The sequence below is a fragment of the Lysinibacillus sp. S1 genome (genome assembly GCF_044986265.1).
GTDB classification, from domain to species: domain Bacteria; phylum Bacillota; class Bacilli; order Bacillales_A; family Planococcaceae; genus Lysinibacillus; species Lysinibacillus capsici.
In genome coordinates, this window is record NZ_CP173154.1 from 1,764,046 (window position 1) to 1,777,575 (window position 13,530).

Sequence of the window (13,530 nt, forward strand, 5' to 3'; positions counted from 1 at the left end):
TTCATTCATACTATGCACATGAGGCTTTCAATGTTGCCTTCACATTCAAATTGCTCAAAAAAATCCGCGGCATCTATTAGCGGCTTTTAGGCAACAATGTTGCAGCAGTCATTTCGATTTAAAGCCATCGTTCTTCCTCGAGAAGGATTTTCTATACCTAACTTTGCTTTCGGTACAAAAAAACATGCGCTGGTTCACTTCCTCATATCACTGAACTACGCTTCTAGTTACGAAGGTTTATGAATGCAATCCATATTCTCATCCCCATAGAATGATTTTTATAACTATTTTAATGCTATTATTTTAACGCTTAAAGCTTCAACATGAAAAGAAAATGCTTAGACAACCTGTAAATATTCCATAATGGATTGGATAACACCCACGATACATATCACTAGATAAGCTGTACTAAGTATTAAGAATAAAAAACGCCAAATTTTCTTTAATAACGGCTTTACTTCTATTTCCTTTTTAGTCCGCCAATCAATATATGTAAAAATCATGGCCATCATTATCGCGAGGATCACTAAAAGCGCCCCAACATTCACACGCCAAAGCACACCGATAGCTAACGGAACAGAAAAAAACAAGCACAATGTTGTAACATCAGAGGCTGCTCCAAAAGCATGTGTGCCTCGAATTTTAACTTTCCTGCCAACCAGATAAACAATTACGAAAAGAACAATTGGACAAAAAATAATGATACTAATAACTATATGTAAAAGGTCTTTCAACTTCTTTCACCGCTCTCCTCTATTGCAAGCACTTGATGATATAAAGTACGCAAAGTAGGTAAATTATGACCGTTTGCTAAAGCTTTATTTAGAATGACACCAACAATTGTTTCGATTTCACTTTTTCTCCCCTGCAGACGATCCGCTAGCATAGATGAAGTATTGTTGGCTGTTTTCCTACATAAGTCTATCACATCAATAAAAGATATGGTGTGTTCAATATCTTCAAAAGCTTCCGTAAGCTCTCGATAAATATTTTCTAGCAGTAAAAATGCTTGTTGATTAGTCACTAACTCTCCGTTCTTTACTTGCAATACAGCTGTCAATGGATTAATTAAGCTATTAAGTACCGCTTTTGCAAAAAGCATTTGCTCTGCATTACTAGCCAATTCAATAGGAAATAAGGAACGTTGTAATTGCAGTAGCTGTTGAAAAGCCTGGTGTTCTCCTCGTTCTATTGCTATTTTAAATAGCCCTACTCCTCTATGTTGAACCGTTGAATGGTCCAACAATTGAGCTCCAAAGGTCACTGAACCAAAGGCGATATTTTTTTGTGGCAAGAGTAGTGCCTCCTCAAAATGCGCTAAGCCGTTTTGCATAAAAAGCAACGGCATTTCACTTGAGAATAAGGCTAATTGATTGTAGAGCTTTTGCAAATGTCCGTATTTAACAGCAATCACTAGTAAATCTTGCTTTGGTAGATTAGCCAAATCTGTAGTAGCAACAATCCTTTGCACAGTTTTAGTCCCATCAACGTTGATACGTGTTAACTTCTTGGCATTTAGTTCAATTACTTGTTCCTGCCTTCTGGCAACCAACGTTACTGGTACACCAGACTCCGCTAAAAAACTTGCTGTTAATTGACCAACTGCCCCTGCTCCAATTATCGCTACTTTCATTGTCTACACCCTTTCCATCTTTACTGATCAATGTTCCTCGATGTCACCACATCCATATTATTCCAAAATACTCAAAACACTCTGTGATACTTTGAAGCAACACAATACTATTCACACCATCAAAAAGGGTGAGCACTTTTTGGCGTGCCTCCTATAACAGCAGACTTTAAAACCCCCATCTGATGCTTCACCTCTGAATAGTATACTTTCATAAAACTATAAGAATAAGGTGCCTTAGAATACATCTAAGGCACCTTTTACGCAGGTTCTTTTATTATACAGGATAGACTGATTATTGACGATATACAGAAAGGGTTTTATGTCCATAAAAGAAAAGCAATGTAATTCATGTTCCAAAAACCACGTAATCATAATTTTAATCTTTCATTAATGAATAACCTTGCTGAAGCCATTTCACTAGCTTCTCATGCTCATTTTGCAATTCCCGATGCTTCATTTCAAGCGTTTGATAAGCCTCCGTTAATTCGTCAAAACTTGTCAACGCTAATTTCAAATGACTTCGCATAGATTGTTGGGGCTGATTTCGCACAGCTAGTAGTGACTGACTATATTGACCACGCAATGTTTTATTCCATCGGAAGCCACACGCTTGTTTTGTACGACCTAGTTCTATGGCCGCCATTTCAAAGGCCTCTAGCTGTGTTTTGCCATTTTGCACATTATGCAATACGATTTCTGCTAGTCTTTCATCATCTTCCTTTGTCCATTGATCTTTTCTTTTTTTCAATTCCATAATCTATCACCCTCGCATTTTTTACTACTATATGCAAAAGCAAGCAAAATAGAATCATTGCATGAAAAAAGACAGTGATGATGTTTTTACTCTCAACACTGTCTTTATACATTACTTATTATTCTTCTTTGTCAAGAAATTATTAACCGCTTGATGGTGCGCTTCACTTTCCCACAACTTTGCACAGGTACGAACTTCTTCCATCACACGCTCATACATATTTCGTTCACGCCACTTTCTAAGCTCAATCTCCTTATAAGCTTTATGAACAGAAGGATGAATTTTTCGCATATGTTCAATAAAATCGTTCAAGGCATCTTCTTTTGAGCCTTCAAAAACACGCATAGCCCATCCTATCTCATATAATAATTGCGCAGGGTAAGGCTTCGCATCCACGAGCATCTTCATCGCACGATCATGACGCAAACCTCGTTCAAATAAATATGTACCACCACCCCAGCCACTTGTAATGGCTAGTGTTCCTTGGATAAATCCACATTTCGCATGGCTAGCCACTAAACGAAAATCACAAGCTGTTGCAATCTCACAGCCCCCTCCAACAGCAGTACCATTTATAAGTGCTATAGTTGGTACAGGAAGCGTAGCAAGGTCATATAATATTTTCCCCATCTTACTTAACATACCAAATGCCTCATCCTCTGTTTCCAAAGAATGAAACTCAGATAAATCCCCTCCTGAGCAAAACGATTTATCGCCAGCACCAGTCACTACTAAGAAACGCACATCTTCATGCCCACGAATATATGTAATGACTTCTTGAAGACCGTTCATCACCTCATCATTGACAGCATTCCGTTTCTCTTCACGGTTAATGGTAAACGTCATAATGCCATCATGATTGCCAATCGTATAAGACATATTACTACCCCCTTTGTCACAATGAATAAATTGTATCACACAATTATTTCACTATTGTAAAGAATTTCATAATCAACGAAATATTCCGTCTTTTTAAGCAAACAAAAAGGCTAGTAAAGAGCCATGGTCTCTCTACTAGCCTTTTAAGTGAGCAAACACTGTATTATTTGCTTACTACTTCTTTACCTTTGTATTGTCCGCAAGCTTTGCAAACACGGTGTGATAATTTAGCCTCACCACAGTTAGGGCAAGTTACCATACCAGGTACAGATAATTTGAAATGCGTACGACGCTTTCTTTTTGCAGTTTTAGAAGTTCTTCTAAATGGTACAGCCATTGATGGCACCTCCTTACAGATCGTCTATTCGTCTGTTTGATCAAAATACTTAGCTAAAGCAGCTAGTCTTGGATCCACTTTTTGTTCGTCAGCTTTTTTGTGTAGCTCTACGTCTTCATCTGTTGCATAAGACCAATTTTTACCACCATGCACTTGTCCTTCAGAATCTTCCTTGAACACTTGCATTGGTACCTCAAGCAAAACTAATTCCTCAAGAACCGGTTTCATGTCGATGACTTCACCGTCAATATAGTGAATGTCTCCGTCATCGTCTCCTCGTTTATCTTCGTCAATCCAGCTAAAAATTTCAACTGTCTCAACTTCAATTGGAAACTCAACATCCTCCCATGTGCGAGCACATGGTAGTGTTAACGTTGCTGTCACAGTTAACTGACATGTCATTTGCGATGCACCAAAAGTACATAGCCCTTTTACATGAACGGGCGAAATTGCTCGAATATCCTGGTTTCGCTCCATCACTTCATCCAGCTGGACAAAGGCATCGATTGGCATCCCGTTTTGGCGGTATTTAGATAATTGATGAATTGACCATTTCATTCGTTTAATCACCTCGAGACAACACTGTTGATTATATAATGTGTAAAAATAGATGTCAAGATAATTTCTTGTCACCACTTTAAAACCCACCTATAATTATATACTATGAGAAGTGTATTTACTCCTAACAGTTTAAAATAAAGACACAAATTATAAGGGGGAGAAGCHTGCAAGCAGTYVGAATTRTTGTTGAATATAATCCTTTTCACAACGGACATGCTTATCATTTAGAACAGGCTAAAAAAGCAGCACAGGCAGATCTCGTARWCKCTGTTATGWGCGGCACATTTTKACAACGTGGAGAACCTGCCATGGTAGATAAATGGACACGTACTAAAATGGCGMTTTCTGGCGGTGTAGATATTGTTWTTGAACTGCCTTATGTCTATAGTACAGCACCTGCTACAGATTTCGCAAAAGGTGCCATTTCCTTATTAAGTGCTATTGGTTGCAACTCTTTTGCCTTTGGAAGTGAAGACGGCTCTATACAGCCCTTTCTAAACACTTTCGAGCTGATTGACAGCCACCGTGCAGAATATGACCTGTTCATTAAAGACAGCCTTAAAACAGGTGCCAGCTACCCAAAAARCCTAYATTACGCCTATGAACAGCTTTCTCAGATGTACCCTGCTCCATACATCGATCTTGCACAACCAAATAATATATTGGGCTTTCATTATCTTGAAGCAGCGAGGGCACTTAACAGCAACATTAAACCATTAACAATTCCTCGCGTTACAGCAGGATATCATGATGCATTAAAGGAAGATGCATCGATCGCCAGTGCCACTGGCATACGTAAAGCCCTTGCCTCTACAAATTCTTTACAAAGTGTACAAAATGTTGTTCCTACAGCTACTTTTGATTATTTAACAGACTGGCATACAAAGTATAACCAATTTGCAAGCTGGGAAACATTTTGGCCGTTATTACAGTTCACCATTATAAGACATACCCCTTCAGAACTTACTCGTTATGCAGAAKTAACAGAGGGCATAGAAAACGCAATTGTCAAGGCAGCCAAAAGCAGCTCTACATTTTATAGCTTTATGGAAAAAATAAAATCTAAGCGTTATACTTGGACCCGCCTTCAACGGATGATAACACATATCTATACAGGGTTTACCAAAAAGCAGCTTCAAAGTTTTAACGCGCCCTCTTTTATTCGGTTATTGGGTATGAGTTCGATAGGACAAGCTTATTTAGGTCAGCAAAAAAAGAATATAGAATTACCCTTAATCAGTCGAGTTGCAGCTACAAATGATGCGATGTTAGCTATCGATATACATGCAGCAGAGCTTTATAATTTAAGTATCGAGCAAGGAACAAAGGATTTTACGCTGCCGAAGGATTATCAAACACCACCTATTCGTTGCTAAAGACATCAAAAGGGATGCTAAAGTCCTTTTAGCATCCCTTTATATTATTTTGGTTGAAGTTGCTTTAAATAATTGATAGCATCGTCAACGCTCTTCACTGGAACGATTTTCATTTTTGTTTTAATCTCTTTGGCCGTTTTGACAGCCGTTGCATAATTCGATTCTAGCTCTGGATACTTCGCTTTCATTTCTTGAGAGATTTCATCATCTGGTGCAAAAAAGATTTCCATGCCGTCACGATCAGCGGCAATAACCTTATAGTCTATTGCACCAATTCTTCCAACAGATCCATCTATTAGCATTTCACCTGTTCCAGCAATTGCATAGCCTTTTGTTAAATCTTCATCAAGTAATTGGTCTAATATTTCAAGTGTAAACATCAGTCCAGCAGAAGGTCCCCCTATATCCTCTGTTTTCATCGTCACTTTCGGATTAGTTTCAATCGATTTGCTTTCAGTATAAGAAATACCTAAACCCGCTCTATGTTCTTGGGCGTTGGGAATTTCCTGTAGTGTAATAGTCTCCTGGTGTTGTTCTTCATTACGTATAAATTGAATGGTTACCTTATCGCCAAGCTGCTTAGGTTTTAATAGATCCACAAGCATTTGCTGGCTAGTTATTCTTTGTCCATCAACCTCGACAATTTCATCACCAGCTTTTAAAATACCGTCCGAAGCTCCTCCATCTAAAACGTTTAATATGAATACACCATTAAAAAGAACCTTTGTCTCTAGCCCTGCTCTTTGGAAGGCTACATATTTGGCATTAAATTGTGAATCAGACATTAACTTTAATTGTCGAATATTATATTCCTCATCATCCTCTAAAGGATTTCGTACTTGTTCAATATCCATTAGCTTTTGATATTTTTGAACTTTCGCCCACAAATACGAAAAAGGTGTGGCTTGCTGCATAGCAACTGTCATTAAACTTAAAGACCCCTCACTATCTGCCTCTTTACTATCCACAGTAACAAATTTACTGACATCATAGGCACTTCCAGGTTTCATAATATACGCGTCTAGTCGGTATAACATCATAAAACAAATCACGACTATCAACACTGCATAAATACTAATTTTTTTCTTCACTTGAAAACACCTCCTAGGACGCTTGCAAAACCATACGTTCATGTTTTTGCCTTTCTCACATATATTGATTTTAGCATTTGCCTATGTGAATGACAAAAAGTTGAAACGAGATGATAACATGTTTGCTACAATTCAAATAGTGCTCTGCGTAATTCTAATTCTCTTACTCTTGTTATTCCCACAAACCGCTCACAGTGGTACTGATTTAGGCTTAAATCTTTTCATGGAAGCACTTTTTCCGTACTTATTGCCGTATCTTGTGTTAACACAATGGCTTCTGCGTTTAACAGCCCCTATGCGTACCAAAACAAAAAGGGCTTCTTTATACGTACAAGCCTATATTATTAGTGCTCTTGGAGGCTATCCAACTGGCGCAACCACTATTGTTTATTTGAAAAATAGTGGTCAATTACACCCTAAAGAGGCAAATTTCTTGCTAGCTGTTTGTCATGCACCTAGTCCACTTTTTGTATTAGGTTTTGTAAGCCTTGATTTACTACACAGTAATACGTTTGGATGGTTGTTTTTATGTTTACTACATACGTTTAATATTTGTTGCCTAGTAACTGGCTACTTTTTCTTTCGCAAAACTGATTCACCTAATATCTCCGTACACAACACACCACTCTATAGTGCTCCATTTTCGGAAAGTATTAAAGAAACAGCCCCAACCATTCTACTAGTTGGTACAACCATCATCTTTTTCACAACGATTCAAACCATTGTACAACAGGGCTTAGATCAGCTGATACCAAAGCTCCCCTATACGATTGAGCTTTCCATAGCAGCTGTTCTGGAGGTAACGAACGGTCTTAAAATGACAGTTACAGCATTTCCAGATCTCCCCTATATCCATTTACTTGTTGTGATTTTGTTAACGATGCAAAGTATAAGTATTCMMTTACAAATTTTTGTTATCGCCAAATCTGCAAAACTTTCTGTACGACCTTATATTAAATTCCGCCTCCTTAGCATAATCATTGTACCAACTATTTATGCTCTATTTTTTCTAAAATAACAATCGCTCTAAATATCAAAAAAGAGGATGTCATCGTTCTTTTGACATCCTCTGCATCCTTATTGTGTAAAACCATATTTTTCTTTTAAAGCCTTTACGACACATGTAGGGACTAGCTCGTTAACATCACTACCGTATTTCGCAACCTCTTTTACTATACTAGAACTAAGGAATGAATATTGATTTTTCGTCATGATGAAAAAGGTTTCGATTGTTTCATCAAGGAAACGGTTCATAGATGTAATTTGCATCTCATATTCAAAATCTGAAACTGCCCGTAAGCCACGAACAATTGCCTTCGCCTTTTTTTCCTTAGCATAATCAATCAATAAGCCTGAAGAACTCTCTATACGAACATTAGGTAAGGTTTTTGTCACTTCAGCCATCAAAGCCATACGTTCCTCTACAGAAAACAAAGGATTCTTTGCTGAATTGTTTAATACTGCTACATATACGATATCAAACACATCAGCCGCACGTTTAATTATATCTAAATRGCCGAATSTTASAGGSYCAMAACTWCYMKGAACTACMGCAATTTTTTCAGACAACTTATTCTCCCTCTTCCTCTGTACAGCGATAAACAGAAATAATTGTTCCGCCATAGGTTTCTTGTCTTGTTAAAACAAACTCCCCAAAATTTTGAGGTAATCCTATCTCTTTTGCATGTTCACATAAAATAATACCATCTTGTTGTATTTTACGGTTATCGACCAAAATCTGTACGAGGTCATAATATTCCTGCTGATGGTAAGGTGGATCTAAAAAAACGAGTTTAAATGTAATATCACGCTTTAATAGCGCTTTCACAGCGCGCTTTGCATCTATACGAAAAAGCTCTGTATATTCTTCATAACGGCATTTTTTTATATTTTCTTGTAGCACCTGGAATGCTTTAGGATCTTTCTCAATAAAAATAGCACGTTCTGCTCCTCTACTTAATGATTCAATCCCCAAGCCACCGCTTCCAGCAAACAGATCTAACGCTAAACCTCCATCAAAAAATGGACCAATTATATTAAAAATGGACTCCTTTACTTTGTCAGTTGTAGGCCTTGTCGTATTTCCTGCTATTGCTTTAAGCGGCATTCCTTTGCGCTCTCCTGCTACAACTCTCATATCAGCATCTCACCGTACTTTCGTCTATATAAAGTATTTTGCAGCGAAAGGTTGGCCCTCCGCTGCAAAAGTTATTGTTGCTCTTGTTTTAATACTTGAATACGCTCATCCTTTTTTTGTAGTTCAACTAGGAATAATCGCTGTAACCAAGCTTCTTCTACATAATAATGATCAGCAATCTTAATGATTGGTTCAGAGATAGTCGAATACCTACGCTGGTTGAATACATAAAATCCAGGCTCTTTAGGGAAACGGAATGTACGATGCTCACTATTTACATAATAGCCATTCTTTCCTTCCGCAGCTGAGTAGCCGAGGTAAGGCAATAATGTATCTGCCGTATACAATACCTGTCCCTCATAGAGAATAACTTGAACATCTTCCTTCAATGTATCATCCACATAGACATCACGTGCATCCTCAAATAAAAGTGGATAGGTTCCATTTTGCTGAGCTGCATTTAATGTAAAATAAGATGTCTTGGCATCTAATACCTGTGATAAGTACTTGTCCATTGTATCTGGTGAAATCGATTCATCTCCAAGCTTTTTCAATGTTTCCTGCCAAGCTTGTTGTTGAGCATCCGTCATGTAATCATTTAATGTCTTGATGATTTTCTTTGTTTTTTCTCCACCAATTGGATCGCTTATTAAATAGGATGCCACAACCTCAGGCAACCATTCTGGGGAATCTACAAAATTATATTGTGATTTGATTTGTGATAAAATTACTTCTTGCTCTACAGCTTGTGCAGTAAGTGTTGGTAAAAATAACAATCTTTCGTCATGAACTGCTACTGGACTTTTTTCTTGAATAATTGCAATATGCTCATCACTTAGAAGCTGTAAATTTTTTAATGACTTTAGAAAATCATTAGGGACTTCTTGCTGGGCATAAATTGATAACACCGGTGTCTGTTCTTGCGCTTTAAGCTCCCCGGCTTGCCAATATAAATCTTGAACAGTACCGTTTCCTCTAAACATTGTGTAATTGACAAGTACAAGTTGTTGTTGACCTACTAGGGGCAAACCCGTAACCCATTGTCCTTTCACCTTACTGTCTGTAGAAATTGAAACAATTGAATACGATGCTTCACCATTTATTAGTGTAGCAAAAACATTTTGAAGGAGCATCTTATTTTTTAAGCCACCCTCAATTGGAATTATGTATGACACAGATTGTGATTTTGTCTCCCCTTTTGCAAAGTAAGAAACTTCATCTGATAAACGATCACAGCTTTTTTCATTTTCAATAAAGCAACTAGCGTTTGTTGCTTTTTCAGGCCATTTAATTTTCACCTTTTGATTTGGTAGGTTTTTAAAATGTTGACGAATATCTAAGCTATTTTCGCGATAGACAATTTCTATTTCCTGAGAATAATGAAAATCCCCTATGCCTGTTTCTAAATCAGATGAATAAGCATGGTATTGGAAAAATACCGTTCCTGTAATGATTAGTGCTAAAATAGAAAAAAAGCTTAATGCAAATTTCATGTGCTTGACCTCCCGCAGCATGATACTATGAATATTGGAAAGGAAGTGCAATTATTATGCCACAACAATTTATAGAATTAGGTGAAGGCTATGGTGATGTTTACGAGCTACTCGAAATTATTAAAACCAACCAGGAACGTTTTCATCAAGCCTTTTTACTAACATCTACAAAAGAAGACAAGAAGGTGATTTCTTTAGCTGTCGCCCTTAAACCAGTCGGCGAAAGTAAGTTCATGCCTATTTATATTTGTCGAGAAGGCATCCCATACAATGAAGAACAGCCAACACAGCGACAGAAAATGTTTGAAGCACAAATAGAACAACTCGGTCGAAAAGCAGTAGTTGTAGAAATAAAGCACTCATCTATATTTTCGGAATCAAAACTATTTTATCAATACTTAATAGGTATATTAAGACTAAATAACTACATACCTGCATTAACATAAGTTTATAGACCTACTTTGTAGTCATATTCCTTTGCTTTATCTGGTTTTGCATTTTCATATTCAGTTTTTACAAAAGGACGATAAGACGCCACAACGTCTTTCACAAATGGAAGGCGTTGTAGTTTTGTTGTCATCATGTCAATATCCTCACGATCGCAGTAAAGCACTACGTATTTTTGCCTTCTAGAAATATAAAGAACATGACCATATTTCCGAAGTGACTTCGCATGTTTTAATTGATGGACGTAAACGATTAGCCCTTGTCGTTCGTTCATAGTGGATTCCCTCATTTCTTACATAAAAGAATACCATAGACCAGAAAATGATAGCAACAGAGTTTAGCTGACAGAACGCTCAATTTTCCGTTATAATGGAAAAGCATACGACGTTGAACATCGTGAAGATGAATCAGTTGTTTTAATTAAATTCAATTGTAGCATCATTACAGGAACAGAAGAATGCTGAAAGATGATCATGCCTCAAATAAACCCTTTACAAGACATTTGCACCTCCATAATGATTGTTTTTCAAATAGGATGGCAAAAATCGGCATAAAAAAATCATCATTCACTTATATAACTAATTTTAATAGTAGGCMCTSTACTTMMTACTATTSATTAAACAAWKAATTMACTACKACTTTTTATWTKAGSATAATTGTTAAGGAGGACGAATATGGGTAAGAAAACAAAAATTGCGCTTGCAATCGCAGCAGCAAGTGCAGCGGCTTGGGCAGGCAGTAAAGCTATTTCAAAACCACAGCAACGCGAAGGTAAACAAGCATTACAATTCGAACGCCCCATAATTCTTGCACATCGTGGCGGAGCTCTTTTAGCACCAGAACATACAATGGTTGCATTTGAAAAAGCTGCACAGCTAGGTGTCGATGGCTTTGAAATCGACATTCGCCTAACGAAAGATGAGGAAATTATTGTTTTCCATGACGAGACAGTTGAACGTACAACGGATGGCTATGGGCTCATTGCAGATATGACGTTGGCAGAAATCAATGCCTTGAACCACGGCTACCAATTTGAAGATTTAGAAGGAAATTTCCCATATCGAGAGGATAAATTAAAAGTCGTAACTTTACGAGAGTTGCTTGAAGCCTATCCAAATATGTTAATCAACATTGATATCAAAGATGCTCCTGATACGTACGAAGGGAGTCTDATGCCTTCTAAACTTTGGYGCTTAATTGAAGAACTTCAAGCTGAACATCGTGTTGTTGTGACAAGCTTTTATGGTGAGCAAATAGATCGTTTTAATTTATATGCTCAAAATCAAGTAGCACTTGGTGCAGGTGAATCAGATGTCAGAAAAGCATTTGCTTCCTTCTCAAGTCAGTTTGGACATTTATATCACCCTAAAGTGGATGTTTTTCAAATTCCTCCAAAGTCAGGGGTTATTGCATTAGATTCTCCTAAATTTATTCAGTTTTTAAACAACCTTAATATTCCTGTACACTATTGGACAATCAATGAACTAGATACGATGAAAAAATTACTCAATAATGGGGCAAAGGGCATTATTACAGATCGTCCAGATATTGCAGTTGAGTTATTACAAGCTCAAGAGTCTAAATAAGACCAGGAATGAAAGGGAAGCACACTGAACTGATGTGCTTCCCTTTCATGTAAATGTTAGATCCATTATTACTTCCCATTACAGTAATACTTAAGTTAAATAATCTATGATTGCATCAGTTACTTCTTGTAGTGTGGCAGCTCCACCCAAATCAGGCGTTTTTATACCCCGCGCTAATGTTTGCTCTATAGCATTCAATATCCTTGTTCCCACATCTTGATAACCAAGAAAATCGAGCATCATCTTACCTGTCCAAATTTGTCCAATAGGATTGGCAATTCCTTGACCAGCTATATCTGGTGCAGAACCATGGACAGGTTCAAACATTGATGGATATAGCCCTTCAATGTTTAAATTTGCTGCAGGTGCAATACCAATGCTTCCCATAATGGCACCGCCTAGATCTGTCAAAATATCCCCAAATAAATTCGATGCTACGATAACATCAAAATTTTCTGGCTTCATCACTAAAAATGCCGCTAGTGCATCAATATGATTAGATGCTTGACCTACCTCTTCATATTCTTTTCCTACTTGAGTAAACACTTCATCCCAAAAAGGCATGCTATATGTAATCCCATTTGATTTTGTAGCACTTGTCACATGTCCATTACGTGTTTTGGCTAATTCAAATGCATAGCGCATCGCCCGTTCTGTACCCTTTCTTGTAAAAACAGCATTTTGGATTGCCACCTCTTCTTGACCACTATGTATTCTTCCTCCGCTTTCAGCATACTCCCCTTCAGAATTTTCCCTTACAACAATAAAATCAAAATCATTTGGTTGTCGTAAAGGTGATGGTAACCCTTGAAGTAGCTTTGCAGGTCGTACATTAATAGATTGCTGTAGCTCACGTCGAATTTTAATGAGAAGGCCCCATAATGATACATGATCCGGAACCAAGTTAGGCATACCAACTGCACCTAAAAATATTTGGTCATACTGTTTTAACAGCTCTATGCCATTATCAGGCATCATTTTTCCTGTCTCTAAATAGTATTCACAGCCCCATGGAAAAATTGTCCATTCAAATTGAAAGCGTCCATCTAACAACGCTGCCTGATCAAGAACTTTTATTGCAGCTGGCACAACCTCTTTTCCTATTCCATCCCCAGGTATTACGGCAATTCGATAAGTTTTCATTAATGCTTCCTCCTTGAATTTAATTATAAAAAAGACTGTAAACTAACTCAGTTGCCTTCGAGTTGTCTACAGTCTAGAAGAGATATGATATAT

The 13,530-nt window shown here is 37.5% G+C and carries 16 protein-coding genes; 4 read left to right on the forward strand and 12 right to left on the reverse strand.

What is annotated here, in order from left to right; translation table 11 throughout:
• Nucleotides 1-338: 338 nt before the first annotated feature.
• The 6 genes from ACHZEU_RS09130 to ACHZEU_RS09155 all read right to left on the reverse strand — a co-directional run bounded on the left by ACHZEU_RS09130 (nt 339) and on the right by ACHZEU_RS09155 (nt 4,161).
• Nucleotides 339-734, reverse strand: a complete 396-nt coding sequence (locus ACHZEU_RS09130) for a DUF3397 domain-containing protein (protein ID WP_048394673.1) — start codon at nt 732-734, stop codon at nt 339-341.
• On the reverse strand, nt 731-1,633 hold the full coding sequence (locus ACHZEU_RS09135; RefSeq protein ID WP_279494091.1) for a 2-dehydropantoate 2-reductase: 903 nt from the start codon (nt 1,631-1,633) through the stop codon (nt 731-733). Before ACHZEU_RS09135 ends, ACHZEU_RS09130 begins: the two co-directional genes overlap by 4 nt.
• Nucleotides 1,634-2,009: 376 nt before the next feature.
• A complete protein-coding gene (locus ACHZEU_RS09140) occupies nt 2,010-2,387 on the reverse strand; it encodes a transcriptional regulator (protein ID WP_004224822.1) in 378 nt (125 codons plus the stop codon).
• A 111-nt stretch (nt 2,388-2,498) separates the two neighbouring features.
• A complete protein-coding gene (locus tag ACHZEU_RS09145; protein WP_221679716.1) occupies nt 2,499-3,266 on the reverse strand; it encodes an enoyl-CoA hydratase/isomerase family protein in 768 nt (255 codons plus the stop codon).
• A gap of 163 nt (nt 3,267-3,429) precedes the next feature.
• Nucleotides 3,430-3,603 (reverse strand): 50S ribosomal protein L32, encoded by a 174-nt coding sequence (gene rpmF, locus ACHZEU_RS09150; protein WP_004224819.1) that lies wholly within the window; start codon nt 3,601-3,603, stop codon nt 3,430-3,432.
• 24 nt (nt 3,604-3,627) lie between these two features.
• Nucleotides 3,628-4,161 (reverse strand): DUF177 domain-containing protein, encoded by a 534-nt coding sequence (locus tag ACHZEU_RS09155; protein WP_004224818.1) that lies wholly within the window; start codon nt 4,159-4,161, stop codon nt 3,628-3,630.
• Between the two features lie 167 nt (nt 4,162-4,328).
• Here ACHZEU_RS09155 and ACHZEU_RS09160 point away from each other — a divergent pair, with 167 nt between their 5' ends.
• Entirely contained in the window at nt 4,329-5,540 is a 1,212-nt protein-coding gene (locus tag ACHZEU_RS09160) for a nucleotidyltransferase (RefSeq protein ID WP_404804590.1), read from the forward strand.
• Between the two features lie 44 nt (nt 5,541-5,584).
• On the opposite strand, the gene ACHZEU_RS09165 is transcribed toward ACHZEU_RS09160, so the two are convergent.
• Complete coding sequence (locus ACHZEU_RS09165; RefSeq protein ID WP_404804400.1) at nt 5,585-6,631, reverse strand: SepM family pheromone-processing serine protease; 1,047 nt, start codon at nt 6,629-6,631, stop codon at nt 5,585-5,587.
• 64 nt (nt 6,632-6,695) lie between these two features.
• Here ACHZEU_RS09165 and ACHZEU_RS09170 point away from each other — a divergent pair, with 64 nt between their 5' ends.
• Nucleotides 6,696-7,649: a hypothetical protein gene (locus ACHZEU_RS09170; RefSeq protein WP_404804401.1), complete on the forward strand. Its 954-nt coding sequence runs from the start codon at nt 6,696-6,698 to the stop codon at nt 7,647-7,649.
• Nucleotides 7,650-7,708: 59 nt separating this feature from the next.
• Here the strand turns inward: ACHZEU_RS09170 and coaD are convergent, their stop codons facing one another.
• The 3 genes from coaD to ACHZEU_RS09185 all read right to left on the reverse strand — a co-directional run bounded on the left by coaD (nt 7,709) and on the right by ACHZEU_RS09185 (nt 10,261).
• Entirely contained in the window at nt 7,709-8,200 is a 492-nt protein-coding gene (gene coaD / locus ACHZEU_RS09175; protein ID WP_404804402.1) for a pantetheine-phosphate adenylyltransferase, read from the reverse strand.
• 1 nt (nt 8,201) lies between these two features.
• On the reverse strand, nt 8,202-8,768 hold the full coding sequence (rsmD, locus tag ACHZEU_RS09180) for a 16S rRNA (guanine(966)-N(2))-methyltransferase RsmD (protein ID WP_048394681.1): 567 nt from the start codon (nt 8,766-8,768) through the stop codon (nt 8,202-8,204).
• A 71-nt stretch (nt 8,769-8,839) separates the two neighbouring features.
• Nucleotides 8,840-10,261, reverse strand: a complete 1,422-nt coding sequence (locus tag ACHZEU_RS09185) for an RNA polymerase II (RefSeq protein WP_404804403.1) — start codon at nt 10,259-10,261, stop codon at nt 8,840-8,842.
• 56 nt (nt 10,262-10,317) lie between these two features.
• Between ACHZEU_RS09185 and ACHZEU_RS09190 the strand changes: the two genes are divergently transcribed.
• On the forward strand, nt 10,318-10,707 hold the full coding sequence (locus tag ACHZEU_RS09190; protein WP_036077099.1) for a hypothetical protein: 390 nt from the start codon (nt 10,318-10,320) through the stop codon (nt 10,705-10,707).
• Nucleotides 10,708-10,709: 2 nt separating this feature from the next.
• Here ACHZEU_RS09190 and ACHZEU_RS09195 read toward each other — a convergent pair whose 3' ends face one another.
• A complete protein-coding gene (locus ACHZEU_RS09195) occupies nt 10,710-10,982 on the reverse strand; it encodes a YlbG family protein (RefSeq protein WP_004224806.1) in 273 nt (90 codons plus the stop codon).
• A 400-nt stretch (nt 10,983-11,382) separates the two neighbouring features.
• On the opposite strand from ACHZEU_RS09195, the gene ACHZEU_RS09200 reads away from it, so the two are divergent.
• Nucleotides 11,383-12,294 carry a glycerophosphodiester phosphodiesterase gene (locus tag ACHZEU_RS09200; protein ID WP_404804404.1) on the forward strand — a complete coding sequence of 304 codons (912 nt, stop codon included), beginning with the start codon at nt 11,383-11,385 and terminating at the stop codon, nt 12,292-12,294.
• A 90-nt stretch (nt 12,295-12,384) separates the two neighbouring features.
• On the opposite strand, the gene ACHZEU_RS09205 is transcribed toward ACHZEU_RS09200, so the two are convergent.
• The gene (locus ACHZEU_RS09205) at nt 12,385-13,437 is read right to left on the reverse strand and encodes a tartrate dehydrogenase (RefSeq protein WP_048394686.1); all 1,053 of its coding nucleotides are present in this window, start codon (nt 13,435-13,437) and stop codon (nt 12,385-12,387) included.
• Between the last annotated feature and the right edge of the window lie 93 nt (nt 13,438-13,530).

Bases quoted from the DNA above. Each gene is read 5' to 3' on its own strand.
- ACHZEU_RS09135 (WP_279494091.1), bottom strand. From the start codon at position 1,633: ATGAAAGTAGCGATAATTGGAGCAGGGGCAGTTGGTCAATTAACAGCA.
- ACHZEU_RS09140 (WP_004224822.1), bottom strand. From the start codon at position 2,387: ATGGAATTGAAAAAAAGAAAAGATCAATGGACAAAGGAAGATGATGAA.
- ACHZEU_RS09145 (WP_221679716.1), bottom strand. From the start codon at position 3,266: ATGTCTTATACGATTGGCAATCATGATGGCATTATGACGTTTACCATT.
- rpmF (WP_004224819.1), bottom strand. From the start codon at position 3,603: ATGGCTGTACCATTTAGAAGAACTTCTAAAACTGCAAAAAGAAAGCGT.
- ACHZEU_RS09155 (WP_004224818.1), bottom strand. From the start codon at position 4,161: ATGAAATGGTCAATTCATCAATTATCTAAATACCGCCAAAACGGGATG.
- rsmD (WP_048394681.1), bottom strand. From the start codon at position 8,768: ATGAGAGTTGTAGCAGGAGAGCGCAAAGGAATGCCGCTTAAAGCAATA.
- ACHZEU_RS09185 (WP_404804403.1), bottom strand. From the start codon at position 10,261: ATGAAATTTGCATTAAGCTTTTTTTCTATTTTAGCACTAATCATTACA.
- ACHZEU_RS09190 (WP_036077099.1), top strand. From the start codon at position 10,318: ATGCCACAACAATTTATAGAATTAGGTGAAGGCTATGGTGATGTTTAC.
- ACHZEU_RS09195 (WP_004224806.1), bottom strand. From the start codon at position 10,982: ATGAACGAACGACAAGGGCTAATCGTTTACGTCCATCAATTAAAACAT.
- ACHZEU_RS09205 (WP_048394686.1), bottom strand. From the start codon at position 13,437: ATGAAAACTTATCGAATTGCCGTAATACCTGGGGATGGAATAGGAAAA.